The organism is Rhodococcus sp. P4_F3_2 (genome assembly GCF_056401335.1).
In genome coordinates this window covers 34,454-56,289 of the sequence record NZ_JBFUJN010000042.1, presented here as the reverse complement: position 1 = coordinate 56,289, position 21,836 = coordinate 34,454, and the positions used below count along the sequence as shown (strand labels likewise).

The 21,836-nt window shown below is 63.3% G+C and carries 24 protein-coding genes; 14 read left to right on the top strand and 10 right to left on the bottom strand.

The genetic code is table 11. From position 1 onward, the window contains the following. Positions 1-63: 63 nt before the first annotated feature. A complete protein-coding gene (locus tag AC1DWA_RS29245) occupies positions 64-2,433 on the bottom strand; it encodes a penicillin-binding protein (RefSeq protein ID WP_003943525.1) in 2,370 nt (789 codons plus the stop codon). A gap of 293 nt (positions 2,434-2,726) precedes the next feature. On the opposite strand from AC1DWA_RS29245, the gene AC1DWA_RS29240 reads away from it, so the two are divergent. Then, positions 2,727-3,050 (top strand): WhiB family transcriptional regulator, encoded by a 324-nt coding sequence (locus tag AC1DWA_RS29240; protein WP_019746605.1) that lies wholly within the window; start codon positions 2,727-2,729, stop codon positions 3,048-3,050. Positions 3,051-3,069: 19 nt separating this feature from the next. Here the strand turns inward: AC1DWA_RS29240 and bagB are convergent, their stop codons facing one another. Then, positions 3,070-4,248: an ATPase BagB gene (bagB, locus tag AC1DWA_RS29235; RefSeq protein WP_029254327.1), complete on the bottom strand. Its 1,179-nt coding sequence runs from the start codon at positions 4,246-4,248 to the stop codon at positions 3,070-3,072. Beyond that, a complete protein-coding gene (gene bagA, locus AC1DWA_RS29230) occupies positions 4,248-5,261 on the bottom strand; it encodes an ATPase BagA (RefSeq protein WP_019746607.1) in 1,014 nt (337 codons plus the stop codon). The genes bagB and bagA overlap by 1 nt, the downstream gene beginning before the upstream one ends. A 53-nt stretch (positions 5,262-5,314) precedes the next feature. Here bagA and AC1DWA_RS29225 point away from each other — a divergent pair, with 53 nt between their 5' ends. From AC1DWA_RS29225 to AC1DWA_RS29185, 9 genes are all read left to right on the top strand, one after another. Beyond that, entirely contained in the window at positions 5,315-5,479 is a 165-nt protein-coding gene (locus tag AC1DWA_RS29225) for a hypothetical protein (protein ID WP_003943454.1), read from the top strand. Between the two features lie 5 nt (positions 5,480-5,484). Then, positions 5,485-5,955, top strand: coding sequence for a RidA family protein (locus tag AC1DWA_RS29220; RefSeq protein WP_019746608.1), 471 nt, complete (start codon positions 5,485-5,487; stop codon positions 5,953-5,955). After that, entirely contained in the window at positions 5,955-6,740 is a 786-nt protein-coding gene (locus AC1DWA_RS29215; RefSeq protein ID WP_020905965.1) for an MBL fold metallo-hydrolase, read from the top strand. Before AC1DWA_RS29220 ends, AC1DWA_RS29215 begins: the two co-directional genes overlap by 1 nt. 126 nt (positions 6,741-6,866) lie before the next feature. Further along, positions 6,867-8,342, top strand: a complete 1,476-nt coding sequence (locus AC1DWA_RS29210) for a 2-hydroxymuconic semialdehyde dehydrogenase (RefSeq protein WP_283310287.1) — start codon at positions 6,867-6,869, stop codon at positions 8,340-8,342. 42 nt (positions 8,343-8,384) lie between these two features. Next, positions 8,385-9,158 (top strand): 2-keto-4-pentenoate hydratase, encoded by a 774-nt coding sequence (locus AC1DWA_RS29205; protein ID WP_021334237.1) that lies wholly within the window; start codon positions 8,385-8,387, stop codon positions 9,156-9,158. Then, positions 9,155-9,607: a RidA family protein gene (locus AC1DWA_RS29200; protein ID WP_019746612.1), complete on the top strand. Its 453-nt coding sequence runs from the start codon at positions 9,155-9,157 to the stop codon at positions 9,605-9,607. The genes AC1DWA_RS29205 and AC1DWA_RS29200 overlap by 4 nt, the downstream gene beginning before the upstream one ends. Continuing rightward, entirely contained in the window at positions 9,604-10,125 is a 522-nt protein-coding gene (locus AC1DWA_RS29195; protein WP_003943511.1) for a 3-hydroxyanthranilate 3,4-dioxygenase, read from the top strand. Before AC1DWA_RS29200 ends, AC1DWA_RS29195 begins: the two co-directional genes overlap by 4 nt. A 3-nt stretch (positions 10,126-10,128) precedes the next feature. Continuing rightward, positions 10,129-11,124 carry an amidohydrolase family protein gene (locus AC1DWA_RS29190; RefSeq protein ID WP_020968257.1) on the top strand — a complete coding sequence of 332 codons (996 nt, stop codon included), beginning with the start codon at positions 10,129-10,131 and terminating at the stop codon, positions 11,122-11,124. A gap of 184 nt (positions 11,125-11,308) precedes the next feature. Continuing rightward, positions 11,309-12,667, top strand: a complete 1,359-nt coding sequence (locus tag AC1DWA_RS29185) for an MFS transporter (protein WP_019746615.1) — start codon at positions 11,309-11,311, stop codon at positions 12,665-12,667. Between the two features lie 60 nt (positions 12,668-12,727). Here the strand turns inward: AC1DWA_RS29185 and AC1DWA_RS29180 are convergent, their stop codons facing one another. The 6 genes from AC1DWA_RS29180 to AC1DWA_RS29155 all read right to left on the bottom strand — a co-directional run bounded on the left by AC1DWA_RS29180 (position 12,728) and on the right by AC1DWA_RS29155 (position 17,462). After that, the gene (locus AC1DWA_RS29180; RefSeq protein ID WP_030535682.1) at positions 12,728-13,654 is read right to left on the bottom strand and encodes a LysR substrate-binding domain-containing protein; all 927 of its coding nucleotides are present in this window, start codon (positions 13,652-13,654) and stop codon (positions 12,728-12,730) included. 50 nt (positions 13,655-13,704) lie between these two features. Then, the gene (locus AC1DWA_RS29175; RefSeq protein WP_134998521.1) at positions 13,705-14,997 is read right to left on the bottom strand and encodes a carboxylesterase family protein; all 1,293 of its coding nucleotides are present in this window, start codon (positions 14,995-14,997) and stop codon (positions 13,705-13,707) included. Between the two features lie 85 nt (positions 14,998-15,082). Next, positions 15,083-15,643 carry a TetR/AcrR family transcriptional regulator gene (locus tag AC1DWA_RS29170; RefSeq protein WP_019746618.1) on the bottom strand — a complete coding sequence of 187 codons (561 nt, stop codon included), beginning with the start codon at positions 15,641-15,643 and terminating at the stop codon, positions 15,083-15,085. 15 nt (positions 15,644-15,658) lie between these two features. Next, positions 15,659-16,129 carry a nuclear transport factor 2 family protein gene (locus AC1DWA_RS29165; protein WP_019746619.1) on the bottom strand — a complete coding sequence of 157 codons (471 nt, stop codon included), beginning with the start codon at positions 16,127-16,129 and terminating at the stop codon, positions 15,659-15,661. A gap of 130 nt (positions 16,130-16,259) precedes the next feature. Further along, positions 16,260-16,934, bottom strand: a complete 675-nt coding sequence (locus AC1DWA_RS29160; protein ID WP_003943506.1) for a Crp/Fnr family transcriptional regulator — start codon at positions 16,932-16,934, stop codon at positions 16,260-16,262. A gap of 255 nt (positions 16,935-17,189) precedes the next feature. Next, a complete protein-coding gene (locus tag AC1DWA_RS29155) occupies positions 17,190-17,462 on the bottom strand; it encodes a hypothetical protein (protein ID WP_019746620.1) in 273 nt (90 codons plus the stop codon). Positions 17,463-17,542: 80 nt separating this feature from the next. On the opposite strand from AC1DWA_RS29155, the gene nth reads away from it, so the two are divergent. The 4 genes from nth to AC1DWA_RS29135 are packed head-to-tail and all read left to right on the top strand — an operon-like array spanning position 17,543 to position 20,891. Beyond that, positions 17,543-18,328 carry an endonuclease III gene (gene nth, locus AC1DWA_RS29150; protein WP_003943471.1) on the top strand — a complete coding sequence of 262 codons (786 nt, stop codon included), beginning with the start codon at positions 17,543-17,545 and terminating at the stop codon, positions 18,326-18,328. 6 nt (positions 18,329-18,334) lie between these two features. Further along, complete coding sequence (locus AC1DWA_RS29145) at positions 18,335-18,988, top strand: TlpA family protein disulfide reductase (RefSeq protein WP_020905971.1); 654 nt, start codon at positions 18,335-18,337, stop codon at positions 18,986-18,988. Beyond that, positions 18,985-19,704 (top strand): NUDIX hydrolase, encoded by a 720-nt coding sequence (locus AC1DWA_RS29140; RefSeq protein WP_019746622.1) that lies wholly within the window; start codon positions 18,985-18,987, stop codon positions 19,702-19,704. The genes AC1DWA_RS29145 and AC1DWA_RS29140 overlap by 4 nt, the downstream gene beginning before the upstream one ends. Continuing rightward, a complete protein-coding gene (locus AC1DWA_RS29135) occupies positions 19,701-20,891 on the top strand; it encodes a MarP family serine protease (RefSeq protein ID WP_019746623.1) in 1,191 nt (396 codons plus the stop codon). The genes AC1DWA_RS29140 and AC1DWA_RS29135 overlap by 4 nt, the downstream gene beginning before the upstream one ends. Before the next feature lie 3 nt (positions 20,892-20,894). Here AC1DWA_RS29135 and AC1DWA_RS29130 read toward each other — a convergent pair whose 3' ends face one another. Continuing rightward, positions 20,895-21,830 carry an alpha/beta fold hydrolase gene (locus tag AC1DWA_RS29130; RefSeq protein ID WP_070385864.1) on the bottom strand — a complete coding sequence of 312 codons (936 nt, stop codon included), beginning with the start codon at positions 21,828-21,830 and terminating at the stop codon, positions 20,895-20,897. Positions 21,831-21,836: the final 6 nt, after the last annotated feature.

The window sequence follows — 21,836 nt, the reverse complement described above, 5'->3', positions numbered from 1 at the left end:
ATCTCCGAGTSACTCGGAGATCGCGGCCGTTCTTGTTTTCAGAGCCGTCAGTTTTCAGGGCCGTCAGTTCGGCGGGGTCCCCGCGGGCGGTGCGGGTTCACCTCCGGGCGGAGTCGCATCCGGGGGAGTCGCGCCCGGTGCCGGAGCTGCTGGAGCTGCCGGGGATGCGGGTGCTGCCGGAGCCCTCACGGAACCGTCACTGATGTAGATCGTGACGGTCGAACCCGGGATCGCGGACCCGGACGGCGAAACTCCGGTGACCGTTCCCGCGCGTGCTCCGGACGCCGTCGTCACGGAATTGACCGTGAAGCCGGACGCCTGCAACCGCGACGTCGCCGCCGACTGGCTCAGGCCGACAACCTCGGGAACCTGGCCGTTCTGCGATCCCCGTGCGTACTTCTCGTCGATCGGAGGCAGTGAGGTGGGCCCGAAGTTGTTGGCGACCGGGTTCATTGCCGCGAACCAGGATCTCGCCGGTTCGGTACCGCCGTACAGGTTGCCGCTGTAGCAGGGGCGCAGCGGGCTCGAGCAGATCTCTCCCGGCGTCGGGGAGTCGCCGAAGATGTAGACAGCGGCAGCGAGGTTGTTGGTGAAGCCGAGGAACGCCGAGGACTTGTGGGTCTCGGTGGTACCCGTCTTGCCCGACATCGGCAGGCTCCATCCGGCGCTGCTTGCAGCTCCGGCAGACGTACCGGCGCCGACGTCGTCACGGCTCATGGCGTTGGCGAGTGTGTCTGCCAAGCCGGGCTCGACAACCTGCTCACAGCCCTGCTCGGTGACGGCCACAGGCTTGCCGTAGCGGTCGAAGACCGAATCGATGGGACTCGGCGGGCACCACTTGCCGTGCGAGGCGAGAGTGGCCGCGACGTTGGAGAGTTCGAGTGGGTTGATCCAGGTGGGACCGAGGGTGAACGAACCGAGGTTCTGTTCCTTCTGGAAGTCGGCCATGCTGCGCTCGTCGAAGCCCGAGGTGTTGGGATCAGCATACGAGCGCATGCCGAGACGGACGGCCATGTCGACGGTCGGCGTGACGCCGGTTGCCTCGATGAGCTTGACGAAAGCGGTGTTGGGGGACTGTGCCAGCGCGTCGGTCACGGACAGCGTCGGCGGGTAGTTGCCGGCGTTCTCCACGCAGTAAGTCGACACCGGGCAACCGGCCGCACCACCGCTACCCATGCCCTTGGCTTCGAATCGCTTGGGCACGTCGAGCGTCGCGTTGATACCTAGGCCCTTCTCCATCGCCGCAGCCGTCGTGAAGATCTTGAAGACGGAACCCGCACCGTCACCGGCAAGGGAGTACGGCTGTGCCTGGACGGTTTCGTCGGCGTCGGCATTGAGACCGTACGTGCGACTGCTGGCCATCGCGATGACCTTGTGTGAATCCTGGCCCGGCCTGATCACGTTCATCACGTTCGCGATGCCGTCGAGGTTGGCGCTCGCGTTCGCGTTCAGTCCGGCCTTGGTGGACGCCTGGACCTGCGGATCGAGAGTGGTCTTGATGAGATAACCACCCTCGTTGATCTGGTCGCGCGTGATTCCGGCGTCCGAGAGGTACTTCAGTGCGTAGTCACAGAAGAATCCGCGATCGCCTGCAGCGATGCAGCCGCGCGGCAAGTTGTTGGGGGTTTCCAGGACGCCGAGGGGCTCTTCCTTGGCGGCGCGGAACTCGTCGGCACGATCCGGAATGTTCGTGATCATGGTGTCGAGCACGGTGTTACGACGCTCGGTCACGCCCTCGACGTTCGTGTACGGGTTCAGTGCGGAGCTGGACTGAACCATGCCGGCAAGCATCGCCGACTGGGGAACGGTCAGATCTGCGGCATCGACGCCGAAGTAGGTCTGAGCCGCGTCCTGGATGCCGAAGGATCCGTTGCCGAACGGTACGAGGTTGAGGTACCGGGTGAGGATCTCGTCTTTCGTGAGTTCCTTGTCCAGCGTCAGGGCCATCCGGATCTCGCGGATCTTTCGGGCCGGGGTGGTCTCGATGGCAGCGCGGCGCTCGGCATCCGTCTTGGCCACGACCAACAGTTGGTAGTTCTTCACATACTGCTGATCGAGTGTCGACGCGCCCTGCTGCACTTCACCGGTCGTCGTGTTGGTGAGGAAGGCACGCAGCGTTCCCTGCCAGTCGACGCCCTTGTGGTCGGGGAACCGGCGGTCCTCGATGGAGACGATCGCCAACTTCATGTTGTTGGAGATCTTCTCGCTCGGGACTTCGAAGCGTCGTTGGTCGTAGAGCCAGGCAATGGGATTGCCTGCCGCATCGACCATGGTGGACACCGCGGGGACCGTGCCTTCGACCAGTTCGGCCGAGACGTTGTCGACGGTATCGGCGGCGCGGTTGGACGCGAATCCGAATCCGCCCGCCACTGGGAACATCACCCCTGCGACCAGGACACCCGCCAATGCGGAGCTTCCGGCGAGCTTCGCCACTGTTTTTGCAATCGACACGATCTACAGAGTACGTGTGCCCACCCATTGGAACCGGTTTCAGTGTTTTGGGGGTGTTCAAAACCTTCTGAACACGCGCTTTGTACTGCCGTACCAAAAAATGCTCCCGAGCGTCTTGCGTTAGGGCCGTTCTTTACCTAAATTGTGATCAGTGTGATCGACGTAACACTCGATCACGAATGTGTCTCAGCTTTCACCGTGCTACCGCGGGGACGGCTGAGATGGTGCGCTGCTCGCCCTATGGCGACGGTCAGACTTTGTAGAGGGGACCCAGAATGTACACAGCCACCCCGAGTAGCCGTTTGGACATCGAGCAAGCCGAGGCACGAATTGCCTGGGTAACTAAGGCACGATGCCGCGAGGTCGACCCCGACCAACTTTTTGTTCGTGGCGCCGCGCAGCGCAAGGCGGCCACCATCTGCCGTCACTGCCCGGTCCTCATGCAGTGCGGAGCAGATGCTCTCGACAATCGTGTCGAGTTCGGTGTGTGGGGCGGAATGACCGAGCGTCAGCGCCGTGCACTGCTCAAGCAGCACCCCGACGTCGACTCCTGGTCCGAGTTCTTCGAAGACCAGCGCCAGCATCACTCAGCAGTCTGATCCAGGCCGATCGGGGGGATCAGCCCTTACGAGTGAGCTGATCTCCCACCGCGCGCAGCGCCTCGAGGTCCGAGACCTCGAACGGTAGCGACGGAACACCGATCAGCGGCACCCTCGGGTGAGCTGCGGTGAATCGACTCAGCAAGGCGATCTCCCGCTTCGCGATCACTGCCCGATGGGCATGGATGCGGAGAACGGCTGCGGTGAGGGCTTCGGCCTCGGTCGCACTTTCCTTCGCTTCCAGTTTGTCGGCGGCGGTCACCGCATGATCGGCAGGCAGAGCCGTCAATGTCGGGTGCGTGCGGTTGAGAACCAGACCGGCCAACGGCATCGAGTCGCCCGCAAGGCGATCGACGAAGAACGCCGCCTCGCGAAGAGCGTCGGGTTCGGCCGCTGCGATCACCAGGAAATGAGTCCCCGGCTGACGTAGCAACTCGTAGGTCTTCGTTGCGCGTTCACGGAAACCGCCGAACATCGAGTCGAGCGACTGCACGAATGCCGATGCATCCGAAAGCATTTGGCTTCCCACGATGGTAGAGACACCCTTCAGTGCCAATCCCATCGCGCCGGCCACGAGCCTGGTCAGGCCACGGCCGGGTGCAGAGAGCAGCCGGATCATCCGTCCGTCGAGGAACGTGCCGAGCCTCTGCGGGGCGTCGAGGAAGTCGAGCGCATTGCGCGACGGCGGGGTATCGACGATCACCAGATCCCACGCGTCGTTCGACGCCAGCTGCCCCAACTTCTCCATCGCCATGTACTCCTGCGTTCCGGAGAACGATGTGGCAACGGTTTGATAGAAGGGATTCGCCAGGATCTGCTCGGCCTTCTCAGGGCTCGAATGCTCGATGACCATCTCGTCGAAAGTCCGACGCATGTTCAGCATCATTGCGTGCAGTTCGCCCGTGGCCTCGGGACCCAGCTTCACCGGCTGCGGAGTGTTGTCGAGTTCGGCCACACCCAAGGCCTGTGCGAGGCGGCGGGCCGGATCGATGGTGAGGACGACTACGCGTCGGCCCTCTTCGGCCGCACGCAACGCCAGCGACGCGGCCGTCGTGGTCTTGCCGACGCCGCCTGCGCCGCAACACACCACGATCCGAGCCGTCGGGTCCTTGATGATCGCCGAAATATCGAGGGCAGGAGCTGCGCGTCGGCCGGTCCTGGAACTGCCGACCGTCACGTTCTCGGTGGTCTCGGTCATCACACGCCCTGTTCCGTGAGGTATTCGGCAAGCTCGTACAGCCCACCGAGATCGACGCCGTCGGCGAGTGCGGGAAGTTGTACCCGAGCCCCGTCGATCTCGCGGAGCTTCTCGGCGCTGGATTCTTGAGCTTCGAGCACCGACGCGTGCTCGATCGTCTCGGTGAGCAGGCCTGCGAAGTCGTCGTCGGACAGATCGATGCCGACGTCCGAGAGTGTCGACCGGATCGAAGCCGCGTCGATATCGCCGGCAGCGGCACCGGAGAGTTGGTCTTCGGGCAAGAACCTCGGGCTGGCGCGGTTGACGATGATGGCACCGAGGTTGAGGTCGTCGCGCGCCAGTTCTGCGGCGGCGTCGGCAGTTTCCTGAACGGGCAGCGCTTCGAGAAGTGCAACAAGATGTACGACGGTCTCCGGCGAGTGCAGCAGCCGAACGACGCCTTCACTCTGGGAGTGCACCGGGCCGCCCTTGGCGAGATCGGCCATCGCCTTGGTGACGTCGAGGAAGCTGCCGATTCGTCCGGTCGGGGGAGCGTCGACGACAACGGCGTCGTACACGCGTTTGCCGGTTCGATCGGTGCGGATGACGCACTCCTTGATCTTGCCGGTGAGTAGAACGTCGCGAAGGCCGGGAGCGATGGTGGTGGCGAATTCGATGGCGCCGAACTTACGCATCGCCCGGCCGGCGAAGCCGAGGTTGTAGAACATTTCGAGGTATTCGAGGAACGCGGTCTCGATGTCGACGGCCAGAGCCATCACTTCACCGCCACCTTCGGCGGCCGCGACTTTGGTCTCCTGCGGTGGAAGCGGCGGTACGTCGAAGAGCTGCGCGATTCCCTGGCGGCCCTCGACCTCCACGAGGAGAACGCGCTTGCCGCCCTCGGCCAACGCGAGCGCCAACGCGGCGGCAACCGTGGACTTACCGGTTCCGCCTTTACCCGACACAAAGTGCAGGCGGGCCTTCGTCGCAGACTCGGGCCAGGTCCTGCTCAGCTCATCTTGGGATGCAACCACACCGCGAGCCTATAAGTCTGGGGCCGAAGATGTACGCGGGATAGGCTCACCGCATGAGCGAAATAACTTCCTGGGAATACACCGTGACTCCGTTGCTGGTCCACAATCCGAAGGCAATTCTCGACAACTGGGGTGTCGACGGCTGGGAACTCGTGGCAGTCCTGCCGAGCGCGTCGGGCGAGCAGCACGTCGCGTACATGAAGCGTCCGAAGGGCTGAATCACATGGCAGAGGCAACACAGACCTGGTCGGAGCGTCTCGCCGAACTGGGCATTGCACTTCCCGCCGTCGCGGCACCCGTTGCTGCGTACGTTCCCGCGGTTCGCAGCGGCAACCACGTGTACACGTCGGGTCAGCTCCCGTTCGTCGACGGAAAACTGGCGCTGACCGGCAAGCTCGGTGCGGGCGTGTCGGATGACGACGCCAAGGCTGCGGCTCGCACCTGCGCGCTCAACGCTCTTGCTGCCATCGACGCCCTGGTCGGCATCGACAACGTCGTTCGCGTTGTCAAGGTTGTCGGCTTCGTGGCATCCGCCGAAGGATTCACCGGTCAGCCCGGCGTGATCAACGGCGCTTCCGAATTCCTCGGTGAGGTGCTCGGCGACGCCGGTATCCACGCTCGTTCGGCAGTCGGCGTGGCAGAGCTTCCCCTCGGCTCTCCGGTCGAGGTGGAACTGATCGTCGAAGTTCGCTGATGTCGACGGTCCATCCCGCCTACGCGCAGCTTCGCCGCGTCACCGACATCGCTTCGGTCTTGCTCGAAAACAATCCGGGCATGATGACGCTGGACGGTACGAACACCTGGATTCTGCATGCTCCCGGCAGCGTCGAGTGTGTAGTCGTCGATCCGGGCGACAACGACGAGGAACACCTGCAACGTGTCGCTGGTATCGGTCCGGTTGCGCTGACCTTGATCACGCACCGGCACTACGACCACACCGGCGGGGTGGACCGTTTCCATGAATTGACCTCGGCTCCGGTGCGTTCCGTCGACCCCACTTTTCTGCGCGGGGGTGCTTCGGCGCTTGTCGACGGTGAAGTGATCGAGGTGGCGGGTCTGAAGCTGCGGATCCTCGCGACTCCGGGACACACCGCTGACTCGGTGTCGATAGTCATCGAGAACGATGCGAGCGTGCTGACAGGCGACACCATTCTCGGCCGCGGCACCGCAGTTCTGGACGACACCGACGGCGATCTGGGGGATTACCTCACATCACTGCGGTCGTTGGCCGCACTCGGCGAAGGACTGACGGTTCTTCCCGGGCACGGTCCGGACCTGCCCGATCTGCAGGCGATTTCGCAGCAGTACCTTGCTCACCGCGAGGAGCGTCTAGCCCAGGTGCGGGACGCTCTGACGACGTTGGGGGAGTCGGCATCGGTGCGCGAGGTTGTCGAGCACGTCTACTCCGACGTCGACCCGAAGCTGTGGCCGGTGGCGGAGAAATCCGTCAACGTGCAGTTGGCGTATCTGCGCCGCTGAGGCGCTCGGCGCCGACATGAGGAGCTGAGTTCTGTAGCCGAACTGCCGCCATCTATGCCGATCGAGGTATAGCTGGCGGCAGTTTTTGCATTTGTTTGATATGGGTCACGGGCCAATAGTTAGTCCATGACCTCACAATGCGACGGATGGATCCGCAATTACGTGGACGGCTCCTATGTCGAACCCGACGAGTCGTCGAGCTTCGATCAGGTCGACCCAGCAACGGGCCGTGTTCTCGCCCGGGTCCACGAGGCCGACAAGGCCCTGGTCGATCGGGCCGTGACCTCTGCCAGACGTGCTCTGGACAACGGTTGGGCCGATACGCCGGTCCGCGAGCGGACGGCTCTGCTGCGACGCGCCGCCGACCGGATCGAGGAGCGATTCGAAGAGTTCGTCGCCGCAGAAATGGCGGACACCGGCAAGCCGATCACACAGGCACGCGAACTCGACGTCGCGCGCGCCCTGACGAACTTCCGCACTTTCGCCGACATCGTCGCCGCGGCCGGACAGGAATCGTTTGTCACGGATCTCGCGGGTGGCAAGCAGGCGCTGAACTACGCGATCCGCAAGCCGCTCGGCGTGGTCGCCGTGATCGTTCCCTGGAACCTGCCGTTGCTTCTCCTGACCTGGAAGGTTGCGCCCGCACTCGCGTGCGGAAATTCCGTGGTGGTCAAGCCCTCCGAGGAAACCCCAGCGACGGCGTCGTTGCTTGCCGAGGTACTCGAAGAAGTCGGCCTGCCTGCCGGTGTCTACAACGTCGTCCACGGGTTCGGTGCGAACTCCGCCGGCGAGTTCCTCACCACGCACCCCGGCATCGACGGTGTCACCTTCACCGGATCTTCGGCAACCGGTTCGCATGTCATGAAAACCGTTGCGCCGCGAGTCCGTCCGGTCTCGTTCGAACTCGGTGGCAAGAACGCCGCGATCGTCTTCGACGACGTCGACATCGACGAAGCGTTGACGGGTCTGACCAAGTCGGTGTTCACCAACACCGGCCAGGTCTGCCTGTGCACCGAACGGGTGTACGTGCACCGCAGCATTTTCGACGACATCGCCGGTGGACTCGTCGAGCGGGCAGCAGGATTGCGTCTGGGCGACCCGACGCTCGATGCAACGACGACCGGACCGCTCATTTCGCAGGCGCACCGGAAGAAGGTTCTCGACTACTTCGAGATCGCCGAGCAGGAAGGCGCGAAAGTGCTGACCGGCGGCGGTATTCCGGACCTCGGACAGGAACTGTCGGGCGGATCGTGGATCGAACCCACCCTGTGGACTGGCTTGACCAACAAGGATCGCGTCGTGCGCGAGGAGATCTTCGGACCCGTTGCAGCACTCATTCCGTTCGAGACCGAAGCCGAGGCGATCGCCTTGGCAAACGACACCGAGTACGGCTTGGCGGCCTCCGTGTGGACCAACGACCTGCGCCGTGGACACCGCGTCGCGCAGAGGATGAACGTCGGAATCTCCTGGGTCAACACGTGGTTCACCCGTGAACTGCGATCTCCCTTCGGCGGTATGGGCCTGTCCGGCATCGGACGTGAGGGTGGCGAGTCCTCGCTGCACTTCTACACCGAACCGACGAATGTATGTGTGCAACTGTGAACATCGAAACCGCAAAAGTTTTCCAGAAATGAGCGAGGCGTGATGACAGCCCCCGAAGACACCGTATCCGCGCTCGCGCGTCGCCTCGACGACGCTGCGCAGACTCGCACCGACACCCCGAGCCTCGCCGACGAATACACCATCGACATCGACGACGCCTACCGGATTCAGAACGAACTCATCGAACGACGAACCAGCCGTGGCGAATCGATTGTGGGTATCAAGCTCGGCTTCACAAGCCAAGCGAAGATGGCGCAGATGGGTGTCTCCGAAGTGATCGTCGGTCAGTTGACCGACGCGATGTGCGTGAGCAACGGCGGCGAAGTCGACCTGAGGACGTTCATTCATCCCAAGATCGAACCCGAAGTGGCATACCGTCTGTCGAAGGACGTCGATCTCGACGATCCGAATGTCGACATCGAAACCTGCGTCGACGCGCTGGCTCCCGCAATGGAGATCATCGACTCGCGCTATCGCGACTTCCGCTTCACCTACACCGACGTCGTCGCTGACAACACCAGCGCTGCCGGGTATGTGATCGGGCGGTGGCTGCCGCTACAGAACGTCGAAGACCGTTCCGTACGTATGGAGGTCGGCGGCGAGACGGTAGTCGGTTCCACGTCGGCCATTCTCGGCGATCCGGCGCGCGCTTTGCATGCACTGCTCGACATCGCCCGCCGACGCCGAATTCCGTTGCGCGCCGGTCAGGTAATTCTGGCCGGTGCCGCCACAGCAGCTGTGCGACTCGACGAGGGCGTCGCACAGTGCACGATCGACGGACTCGGAACCGTCACGGTGAAAGGTGTGAAGCGATGAGTGGGGCGCAGGTCATCGAGAAGCTGGCGAAGCCGCGCGGAAAGTTCCCCCACGTCAAGGTGGTCGGCGATTTCGTCTATGTCTCCGGGACCAGTTCGCGTCGACCCGACAACACGTTTGTCGGCGTCGAGGTCGACGAGATGGGGACGACGGCGCTCGACATTCGGGCGCAGACGCGTGCCGTCATCGAAAACATCGCGGCAATCCTCGCCGAAGTGGGTGGAGAACTCAGTGATCTGGTTCAGGTCACCTCCTACCTGGTGTCGATGAACGACTTCGGTGGATACAACGAGGTGTACGCCGAACTGTTCGACGAAAACGGTCCGACGAGAACGACTGTGGCTGTTCACCAACTGCCCCACCCGCATCTGCTCATCGAAATTTCCGGCGTGGCGTACGTGCCCGCCTCCAAGCGCTCAGCGTCCGAAGATACGGAGAATGCATCATGACCACGATTCCTCCCGTCATCGACTTCAAGAAGTGGATCGACGACAACCGCCACCTCCTGCAGCCGCCCGTCAACAATCAGACGATGGCGCTCGGAGACGATTTCATCGTGCAGGTCGTCGGCGGCCCCAACCAGCGGACCGACTACCACCTCGATCCGTACGAGGAGTGGTTCTACCAGCTCGAAGGCGACATCCACGTCAATGTCATGACCGAAGACGGTCCTCAGCGCGTCGACATTCGCGAGGGTGAAACTTGGTTGCTGCCAGGAGACATTCCGCATTCGCCGCAGCGTCCCACCGCGGGCTCGATCGGCCTGGTCATCGAACGCGTCCGCAAGGAAGGCACGCTCGAGAAGTTCCAGTGGTACTGCCTCGAATGTGATCACAAGATTCACGAGGTCGAACTTCAGGTGCGCGACATCGTGGCCGACCTTCCGCCGGTGTTCGTCAAGTTCTACGAGAGCGAAGAAGCCCGCACGTGTGACAAGTGCGGCACGCTCCATCCCGGCAAGGGCTGAGTGATGAGCAACCTGATCGACATCCACACCCACTACGTGCCCAACGGGTGGCCGGATCTGACCGAAGACGCGGGGCCGCAAGCGCCGTGGCTGAAGGTCGAGTCGGAGACCGAAGCCATGATCATGATGGGCACCAAGGAGTTCCGCCGCATCCAGTCCGATGCCTGGGACGCCGAGGTGCGGCTTCGGGACATGGATGCCGACGGCGTGCACACGCAGGTCGTCTCGCCGACGCCGGCATTCTTCAATTACGGCCGAAGCGGCGAGCAGGCAAGTCGCATCGCACGGATCTTCAACGACCTCGCGCTCGAGATCGTGGAGCCGGCGAAGGATCGGTTGATTCCGTTCTGCCAGGTGCCTCTGCAAGACACCGACGCAGCGTGCCGTGAGCTCGAGCGGTGCATCGCGAACGGGCACCGCGGTGTCGAGATCGGCAATCATGTGGGCGATCTGGACCTCGACAGTGAGGGCGTGGTGACGTTTCTCCAGCACTGCGCGTCGCTTGACGTGCCGGTATTCGTGCACCCGTGGGACATGGCCAACTCTCCGCGCCTCGATCGCTGGATGGCGCAGTGGCTCACCGCGATGCCGGCCGAAACGCATCTGTCGATACTCGCGCTGATTCTCGGTGGGGTGTTCGACAAGATCGACGATCGTCTCAAGATCGGATTTGCGCACGGTGGTGGATCTTTCGCGTTCTGGTTGGGCCGGATGGAAAACGCCTGGCACGGCCGCAACGACATCATCGGTACGTCGGAGTTCCCGCCTTCGCATTACCTGGGTAGGTTCTACGTGGATTCCGTCGTCTTCGACGAGCGCGCACTGCGACTGCTGGTGGACACGGTGGGGGTGGACCGTGTGATGGTGGGTAGTGATTACCCGTACCCCTTGGGGGAGCGTCCGGTCGGTGAGGTGGTTCGCAAGAGTGAGTTCTTGGACGATACTGCGCGCCAACTGATTTCGCGGGGGAATGCCGAACGCTTCCTGGGTCTCGTCTGAGACCCCGGCTATACCCTTTCCGGTATGGCGGACGGTGATTTCGGCATTTGTGAGTCATGTCTCGAGCGAGCACAATTCCAAACACAACGATCGACGACGCTCGTGATGCCGACAATCCCGAAGACGGGGTCGGTGACTACAGATTTAGTCGTCCGCCTGCCCCATCCAATCGATAGGTTCCGCGATGTCAGACAAGATATCCAACAGCACAACGAGTGACGGAAAGCCGTTGCCGGAGAAAGCTGCCCGTAGCCGAGTTGCCATGGCAACTCTGGCCGGCACAACTCTCGAATGGTACGACTTCTTCCTCTACGGCACAGCCGCCGCGCTGATCTTCAACAAACAATTCTTTCCGAGCCTGAGCCCCACGGCCGGCACGCTGGCTGCCTTCAGCACCTTCGCCGTCGGATTCATCGCACGGCCGGTAGGTGGGCTCGTGTTCGGGCACTTCGGTGACCGGATCGGGCGCAAGGCCACACTCGTGGTCTCCCTGGTGATGATGGGCGTCGGGTCCACACTCATCGGCCTCATCCCGAACTACGATTCCATCGGATTCTGGGCGCCCGTCCTCCTGGTGGCCATGCGCGTCGTTCAGGGCATCGGTCTGGGCGGTGAAGGCGCCGGTGCGACACTCATGTCGATGGAGCACGCGCCGGCAGGGCAGAAGAATCGTTATGCAGGTTTCCCGCAGATGGGCACACCCGCCGGACTGGTTCTCGCCAACGGCATCTTCCTGACGACCAACGCCGTGATGTCGGACTCGGCATTCGCTTCGTGGGGTTGGCGAATCCCGTTCCTGCTCAGCTTCGTTCTGGTGGCGATCGGTCTGGTGATTCGCCTGCGCGTCACCGAGTCGCCGTCATTCGCCGGGATCATGGAGAAGGGCGAAATAGTCCGCTTCCCGCTGCGTGAGTCGCTCAAGGTCGGCTTCCCCCGCTTGTCTCTCACGCTTGCCGCGTGCTTGGCGAACTCCGCCGTGGCGTACGCCTTCATGGTGTTCACCCTGTCGTACGGAACTCAACATCTGGGCTACGACAAGCAATTCCTGGTGCTCAGCGTGACCGCGGCCGCAGTCCTGTGGTTCCTTTCCATCCCGTTCTGGACCAAGATCGCTGACAAGTACGGGCGTCGACACATGTTCATCGGCGGATCTGCCGCAATCCTGTTGTGGTGCATCGTGTTCTTCCCGCTACTGAACACCGAGAACAAAGTGGTCGCTGTCATCGCGTTCCTGGGTATGGGTCTGATCGTGCCGGTCACCCACTGCGTTCAGGGCAGCATCATCGCCGATACCTTCCCGGCCAAGGTCCGCTACTCCGGTTCGTCTCTGATCCTTCAGAGTGGTGCGATTCTCGGCGGTGGACTGGCGCCGATGATCGCCACCGCACTGCTGGACGCCACCGGGTCTTCGGTAGGCGTCACCTGGTACCTCGCCTCGATATGCACAATCAGCCTGGTCGGCGCCATCGCACTGTTCAAGATTGTCCCCGATTCGTCGCGGGGCTTGGAGCACGAGGAGATTCGCGTCTCCGAAAACGCCTGAGTACTGGATTGATCCGACATCGGCCCGTTCCCCCTCGCGGGGAACGGGCCGATCGGCGTTTCACGGTCGCATGAGCTCAGCTGCAAAGGACTCCAGCGTCGCGATCAGGGCCTGTGCGGACGGGCTCGACGTGCGAGTCGCCGAGGAAGTGATGCCGACGCTGTGCCCGATCGGATCGAGTGTGATGGACAGGGTGGTCAAGCGCGCGTCGTCGCGGGGGATGAGGCTCGGTAGGACCGCGATCATGTCGGTCTCGACCAGCAGCTGGCGCACGGTGAGGAAAGAGGTTGCCTCGACGCGGTTTTCGGGCAACGGCAGGCTGTTGCGGGCGAAGAACTCCTCGAGCTCGCGGCGGAGCACTGTCTCGACCCCGGGAAGGATCCAGGGGAAGCCGCGTAGTTCTTCGAGTTGGACGTCCTCGCGGTGAGCGAGCGGGTGATCCACGCGGGTGACGAGTTCGACGGACTCCGCGTAGAGGTTCCGTCTTGTCGCGGTGTCATCGGTAGGTGAGGTGAGCCGGCCGACGATCAGATCGATTCGGCCCGCTTCCAGATCGGTGAGCAACTGTTCGGGCGTGCCTTCGCGCACGATGACGGTGAGCAGCGGGTGGTGAACCTTCAGGCGCGCGATAGCGCCGGGAAGCAGCACGTTGGATCCGGCGAGATGTGTTCCCACGATGACGGTTCCGCGATTGGCGTCGGCAAGTTCGACGACGTGCCGCCCGGCTTCGGTCAGCTGCGCGATCACGGCCCGCGCATGAGTTGTGAAGGCCTCTCCGAAAATGGTCGGGGTGATTCCGCGTGGGCCGCGGTCGAAGAGCGAGACACCGAGAATGGACTCGATGTCGTGCAGACTGCGGGTCGCGACGGGTTGTGTGATGTGAAGTGCGGCAGCGGCGCCGACCACGCTGCCCTGACGGCTCAATGCATCGACGAGCAGGAGATGGCGGAGTTTGAGTCGCCCGTCGAGGAGCTTGGGCATGTCCATGGAGCAATCCTAGACGGGATTACCGCGAGTGGGTAGGCGCCCGAAGTTGCTCAGAAGAAGGTGATTCCGATCGGTTGGGCCGAGGTGTACTTCTCCCAGGTTTCGCTGCTGTCCGGACTTCCCGTGTGCGCAAACGACGTCCAGTGCCGGCGTATCCGACGGCCCAGTGCGTCGATGCTCTGCCAGTCGCTGCTGCCCAGCATCGGTGAGCTCTTCCAGGACTGCTCGGTTCCCAACATGAAGGGTAGTTCGATGCAGTGAGTGGCTCCGAAGACGGCGTCCGTCGGTGCCCAGTCGAAGCGATACGTGTACACCGACGCGCCGGCCGCTGTGAAGGCGTCGGCCAGCTCCATCGCCGGTTCGGCAAACATGTTCTGTGTCAGTGCCTTTTCGGCGACGCGTTCGGGATCGGGTACTCCCGCTACGTCGCGCACGAAAGCGGATCCCTCGTCGCGGGTGTATCCCACGATGACGTCCGGCGCTGTTTCGAAAGTTCGGATCACCGGATCCAGTTCGGAAATCGGTGCGAAGGGCGGTTGCACGACATTGGGGGACCGCCGGCTGAACTCGATTGCGGTGCTGCGGAATGCGTCGAGAATGCGGGAGAGTGGCGCGGTCCGAGGATCTCCGTCGAGCAGTCGGGCAAATGCTTCACCGTTCTCGATCGCGGCAGCCTGCGTGAAATTGAGGTCCGGCCGTGGGGTGCTCTGCAGAATTGCTCGATGGAAAAGAGTTCGAGAGTTGTTACTGCTCAACAGATTCACAATCGAATGAGCGCCGGCCGACTGCCCGAACACGGTGACCGAGTCTGGGTCGCCGCCGAATGCCTCGATGTTCTCGCGCACCCACTCGAGCGCTGCGATCTGATCGTGGACCCCGAGATTGCCTTCGCTGACGCCGTCGAGGAGGAGGTATCCGAGCACGCCGACGCGGTAGTTGACCGACACCACGACGACGTCGCCCTCGGCTGACAAAGCGCCGCCGTCGTACCAGGGGAGGGAGCCGCCGCCACTGGAGTAACCGCCACCGTGAAGCCAGACCATCACCGGGCGATGACCGGTCAGCGACGGGGTTGTGACGGTGACGGTGAAGCTGTCCTCGCTCTGCTCCGGTTCGGGGAGCGGTGGCCCCATGATGCGCTCGAGCCGTGAAGGTGGTTGGGGGAAGACCGTTCCAAGCGCTGTGGCGTCGAAAACGTCGGAGAACGGTCCCGCCGGCCGCGGCTTCTCGAAGCGCGGTGCGCGGGCGTAGGGGATCGCACCGAAGTAGTAGGAACCGTCACGCTTTAGGCCGCGGATCTTCCCCGAAGCTGTGGATGCGATCACCGTCTCGGACGAGGGCATGGGTTCCTTTCCTCTTGTGCATACCTTTTCGAGCATGCCAGGTGCATGCCGCGGCACAAATGCCTTTGTGGTCGTGCGGTATGCGTTACGGCGTGAGTGCCTGTACCAGTCGATCTTCGAGTCGCGTCGTTACTCGGCTGTATACGGCACCGTCGTCCAGGGCTCGGGACATCACTATTGCGCCTTGGATTCCGGCCACGGCTTCTTCGGCGAGTCCGGTGGAATCTTCGGCTCCCACGAGTGCCGCCTCGAGCGCCGCGGTCCATTCGTCGAAGTAGGTTCGCACCTTGGCGCCGAAGCGGTTTCGCTCTTCACCGAGTGCAAATGCGCCGAACAGGCAAATGCGTTGCCCTGACCGAAAGTAGTCGGCGACGGTAGCGAACATGCTCTCGATGCGCTGCCGCGGTGGAACCGACTCTGCTCGAAGCGGTTCGAAGACTTCGGTGCGAAACCATCCGTCGACCTCGTCGAGTACGGCCTCGGCCATCTCTTCCTTTCCTCGCGGAAAGAAGTTGTAGAGACTGCCTTTGCCCAAACCGGTGTGTTCGGTGATGACGGCCAGGCTTGCTCCGTCGAACCCGTAGGTTCGAAACACGTTCGCGAGGGCGGGGATCGTGTCCGAGCGTTCAGCTACCTGTCTGACCATGGATTCATCCTTTCATCACAGACCCAACTCGCTCAGGCCCGGATGATCGTGCGGGCGTGGTCCGGTCGAATCCCAGAAGAACTTTCGCTCGGACTCCGCGATGGGGACGTCGTTGATGCTGGCATGACGGTGGTGCATGAGGCCGTCCGCGTCGAATTCCCAGTTCTCGTTGCCGTAGGAGCGGAACCACTGCCCGTCGTGATCGTGCCACTCGTACGCGAATCGCACGGCGATGCGGTCGTCGCCGTGTGCCCACAACTCTTTGATCAACCGGTAGTCCAGCTCGCGGGTCCACTTCTCGGTCAGAAGTTCGACGATTTCGGATCGGCCGGTGACGAACGTCGACCGATTGCGCCACCAACTGTCCGGCGTGTAGGCCAGCGACACCTTGTGCGGATCGCGTGAGTTCCATCCGTCCTCGGCGAGGCGGACCTTCTGGACGGCGGTTTCGTGGGTGAAGGGCGGAATCGGTGCTCGGACGGTCATTGCGTGGCCTCTCGATCGGATGTGTACCTATCGGTACACACTTTACCGATAGGTACAACAAGAGTCCAGGGAATGACTTCGGCCGCCCCCACCGAAGTGGGAGCGGCCGAAAGAGTCGAGAAGGAAGAAACTAGCGGGCGCGACGAGCCAGACGCTCGGAATCCGAGATCAGAACGCTCTTGCCTTCGAGGCGCAGCCATCCGCGGTGTGCGAAATCGGCGAGCGCCTTGTTGACGGTCTCGCGGGAAGCGCCGACGAGCTGGGCGATCTCTTCCTGCGTGAGGTCGTGAGTGACGCGCAGGGCGCCACCTTCCTGAGTGCCGAAGCGCTGCGCGAGCTGCAGGAGCGCCTTGGCCACACGGCCGGGAACGTCCGTGAAGATCAGGTCGGCCAGGGTGTTGTTGGTACGACGCAGTCGGCGGGCGAGAACGCGCAGCAGCTGCTCGGCGATCTCGGGGCGCTGCTGGATCCATGCCTTGAGAGCGTCGCGGTCCATGCTCACGGCGCGAACCTCGGTGACGGTCGTAGCCGTCGAGGTGCGGGGGCCGGGGTCGAAGATGGACAGTTCGCCGAACATGTCGGACGGGCCCATGATCGTCAGTAGGTTCTCGCGACCGTCGGGTGAGCGTCGACCGATCTTCACCTTGCCGGACACGATGATGTACAGGCGGTCACCGGGTTCACCTTCGTTGAAGATGACATGTCCACGGGGGAAGTCGACGGGCTGCAGCTGCTTTGTCAGCGCCGCTACCGCTGAGGGCTCGACTCCTTGGAAGATGCCGGCTCTTGCCAGGACGTCGTCCACGTGCGCTCCTTGTTGGGATTTGTTCGTTTGTGGTGTCATTTTTGCGCTAACTATCTTTGTACCCGCGCTGCGCACAAACCGTCGTACACAGGCTCAGCCCTCATGAGTGAGACACTGTGTCCAATGCAATCTGTGTTCAATGCAACAGGTACGGCATCGAAGTCTACGTCCCGATAGCTCGCGACGAGTGATTGATGCCACGTAAGAGCCGAAAATTCTTCCGGAATCCGCTGCGGTGACTACTTTGTATGGCCGTCAACTTGCCCGTTGTGTCCGGATTTCGCCCAGGCTGGCGCTCTCGGGAGCCTCCGACTGGCGGCCCTTCCGCTTCCGGTGGAAGCGAGCGAACGCATGGGGAAACCCATCGCTTGCCAGGCGGGCGACGTCGTCGTGACTTGCCTGATCGAGGAAGTCTTCTACTTCGTGCTCTTGAACCGAGAGCCGACGCAATCGCCCTTCGACTCGTTCCATCGCCAGGGCAAAGAGCATCAGCAGTAGCGGAAAGAGAATTACTGCGAGTCCTTGCATAGGGGGAAGTAAACACGTCGAAGGTCTCAGAATCGACACGACGGAGTCTCCACTCATGTCGTATCCGTACAGTTGTCTGAGTGCAGACCACCCCGACAGGCAGTTCAGAGCAGCGGAAGAAACCGCGTTCGGGGGGTGCGCGGAAGGAAGAATCACACCTCGGATTGGTACGCCGGGCGCGTCGGATGAATCGCGAGCTCGCTGTGGCTTTCCCGCACGTGTATTGCGAACTCGACTTCACGACTCCGTTGGAACTGGCAGTGGCGACAATCCTGTCGGCGCAATGCACTGACGTCCGCGTCAACATGGTCACGCCGGCGCTCTTCGCCCGCTATCCCGACGCGAAGGCATACGCGGAAGCCGATCGGACCGAACTAGAGGAGTACATCCGCTCCACCGGCTTCTACCGGAACAAGACGACGTCGTTGATCGGCCTCGGTCAGGCGCTACTCGAACGCCACGACGGTCAGGTCCCGAACAAGCTCGAAGATCTGGTGAAACTCCCAGGCATCGGACGCAAGACCGCGAACGTCGTGCTGGGCAATGCCTTCGACATCCCGGGAATCACCGTCGACACCCACTTCGGTCGGCTCGTGCGCCGGTGGAAGTGGACCGAGGAAGAAGATGCCGTCAAGGTGGAACACGCCGTCGGGGCACTGATCGAACGTAAGGAATGGACACTGCTCTCGCACCGCGTGATCTTTCACGGCCGCCGGGTCTGCCACGCGCGCAAGCCCGCGTGCGGGGTGTGCGTTCTGGCCAAGGACTGCCCGTCGTACGGACTCGGCCCGACCGACAAAACCGAGGCCGCGGCCCTGGTGAAAGGCCCCGAGACCGACCATCTGCTCGCCCTGGCAGGGTTGTGATCGCCGATGACAAGTGCTGGAAGATGGTCTCTCGCTGCGCTCGTGGTCGTCGCGGCTCTCGTCGTGGCGATCTGGCCGCGCGGGGGAGACGACACGACGCCCACGTCCACGGGTCCGTCGTCGTCCGCGTATCAGCCGCCGACGTTCACTCCGTCGTCGGAATCGCTCGATCAACTCCGTAGCCAGGCCTCACTGGCTCCCTGTCCGACTCCGACGGGCGAAGCTCCGGCCGGCTCGGCTCTGGCCGGAATCACCCTCGACTGCGTGTCCGACGGTCGGCCCGTCGACCTTGCCGCAGCGGTCGGCGGAAAACCGACTCTGCTCAACTTGTGGGCGTACTGGTGCGCGCCATGCGCCGAAGAGCTTCCGTACCTTCAGGAATTCGCGGAGCGCGCCGAGGGCAGCATCAACGTTTTGACGGTGCATTCGGATCCGAATCAGGAGAACGCTTTGACGCGACTCATCGACTACTCGGTGCGTTTACCCGGCGTCCAGGACGGTGACGGCAAGGTACGGATCGCAGTGGGCGCACCGCCGGTGCTGCCGGTGTCGGTGCTCGTGCGCGCGGATGGAACAGTCGCCAAGGTCTTGCCTCAACCTTTCCGCAGTGCGGACGAAATCGCCGCCGCTGCGGCGCAATATCTGGGAGTCGTCGTATGAGCACACCGGTTCCCGAGTGGTTGCGCGCTGTTGCCAGCACCGAGCCCACCGATCCACACCGGATCAACCCCGTCCTCGAGCGTCGCGCGCCGCGCGGGACCGTGACGCGTCCGGCCGCGGTGCTCGTGCTCTTCGGCGGACCGCGTGAGGCAGACCCTCTCGCCGTCGGCGGCTTGCCGGAGGGCGCAGACGTGTTGCTGACCCAACGGGCGTCGACGATGCGTCAGCACAGCGGACAGGTCGCATTCCCGGGCGGCGCCGCCGATCCGGGCGACGACGGCCCCATCGGCACCGCGTTGCGTGAAGCGCAGGAGGAAACCGGGCTTGATCCGAGCGGAGTTCAGCCGCTCACCGTGCTGCCGGAGATCTTCATCCCGCCGTCGGGTTTCGACGTGACGCCGGTGCTCGGCTACTGGGAGCAGCCGACGACGGTGGGGATTCAGGACGAGGGCGAGGTCGGACGGGTGGCCAGGGTGCCGCTGCGCACGTTGCTCGACCCCGACAACCGGTTTCAGGTTCGCCATCCCCTCGGATACCAGGGCCCGGCGTTCCGCGCCGACGGCATGCTGGTCTGGGGGTTCACAGCAGGAATCCTCGCGGCGCTGTTCACGGTGTCGGGCTGGGAGATTCCGTGGAACTACGAGGACGTGAGAGACCTGGACACAGCGCTGTCCGAGTTCGGTGAAGGTGTCGAGGATTCGGCGGTGCCGCGATGACAGGTTCTCGTTGGGTGGACATCGCCATCGTTCTGGTCGCCCTCATCGCGGCCACGTCCGGATGGCGTCAGGGTGCGGTGGCGTCGGCGTTGGCGTTTGTCGGCGTGATCCTCGGTGCCGTCGCCGGAATTCTGTTGGCGCCCCACCTGCTCGTGCACGTCACCGAAGGCAAGCTGCGCATCCTCGCGGGCATCTCGCTGATCGTGGTGTTGGTCATCATCGGCGAAGTCGCCGGCATGGTGCTCGGACGCGCGGCGCGCAGCGGAATGCACAGTCCGACGGCGCGATCCGTCGACAGCGTCATCGGTGCGGGTCTACAGGCGGTGGCCGTCGTGGTCGCGGCGTGGTTGCTCGCGATTCCGCTCACTTCTTCGTCGCAGCCGAATATTGCCGCCGCTGTTCGTGGTTCGGATGTTCTCGCCAGCGTGGACGAACTGGCCCCGCAGTGGCTGCGCCGCATCCCGACGGAGTTTTCGGCGTTGCTCGACACCTCCGGCCTGCCAGACGTCATCGGCCCGTTCGGGCGTACGCCCATCACCGAGGTCGAAGCACCCGACGCGAGCGTTCTGGCCAGTCCGTTGGCGGCGCAGTTGCGTCCGAGTGTTCTACGCATCAACGGCGTCGCACCGAGTTGCCAGCGCGCGCTCGAGGGATCCGGATTCATCGTCGCTCCCGAACGCGTCATGACCAACGCACACGTGGTTGCCGGAACCGAGAGCATCACGGTGGACACCATGGAGGGCGCGCTGCCCGCGCAGGTGGTTCTCTTCGACTCCGCCGTCGACATCGCGATTCTGGCGGTTCCCGGACTGGACGCACCGGTGCTGCCGTTTGCTCCGGAGCAGGCTCAGACCGGCGACAACGCGTTGGTGCTCGGTTACCCAGGCGGCGGTCCGTACACGGCCAGCGCAGCCCGCGTTCGTGAGGTCCTGAACCTGAACGGACCGGACATCTACAAGGCCGGAACCACTCAACGTGAGGTCTACACCGTCCGCGGATCCATCAGGCAGGGCAACTCTGGTGGGCCGATGGTCGACGATCAGGGGCGCGTCCTCGGCGTCGTGTTCGGTGCCGCCGTCGACGACAGCGACACCGGATTCGTCCTCACCGCCCAGGAAGTATCGCGCCAGTTGAACGCGGCTGCCTCGGCGTCGACGCCGGTGCCGACAGGCGCCTGCATTCTGTAGCGGTCACTGCTCTGTAAGGAGGAAGTCCTCGAGTTCGCGGTTGACGCGCTCGGGGGCTTCCTGATGCGCGTAGTGACCAACTCCCGCAATGGTGCGCAGTTTCTCGCCGGGAGCCCAATGCTTGTCGCGCCGCACGGTACGGGTGAGCACGTACGGGTCGAGTTCGCCGTGAATCTGGACGATCGGAATGCGAAGAACCTGATCCATCAAACGCATGAAACGACGACCCTCGGGCCGAAGCTGGCTGCGGAAGGCCCAGCGCTGGTACTCCAGCGTGGAATGCGCGACGCCCGGGATCCGGATCGCGGCCCGCATCTTGGTCATCACGTCCGCGAACTCGGGTTGCTGCGGCCAGGTGGGGCCGGACCGCGAGCGAACCAGACGCTCCACCTCGGCGCCGTTGTCGGCCGTCAACCGACGTTCCGGGCGTAGCGGTACCTGATAGGCCAGGAAAGAGGGCAAAAGCGCGCGGCGCTGATATGGGTCGCGCACGACTGCTTTCTTGAGTGCCATCGGGTGTGGCGACGAGATCAACGCGATCGACCGCACCAGGCGTGGATGCAGGAGCGCGGTCGCCCAGCACACCAACCCGCCGTCGGCATGACCGATCAGCGTGGCCTTGCCGTAACCCATCGCACGAATGAGACCGGCTACGTCACCGGCGAGCGTCCAACCGTCGTAGCCGCGAGGGGGCTTGTCGGAATCGCCGTACCCACGAAGATCCATGGCGACGACGCGGAATCCCTGTTCCGACAGTGCCGTCAACTGATGGCGCCAGGACCACCAGAAATCGGCGAATCCGTGCAACAGGACCACCAACGGAGCATCCGGCTCCGCGTCGCCTACCTCGACGACGTGAAACCGGATGCCGTTGGCGTGAATGTCCCGGTGAATCCAGGGGCCGTCGAACCTGACGGTGGATGGATCTGGGGCTGCCACTTTCGA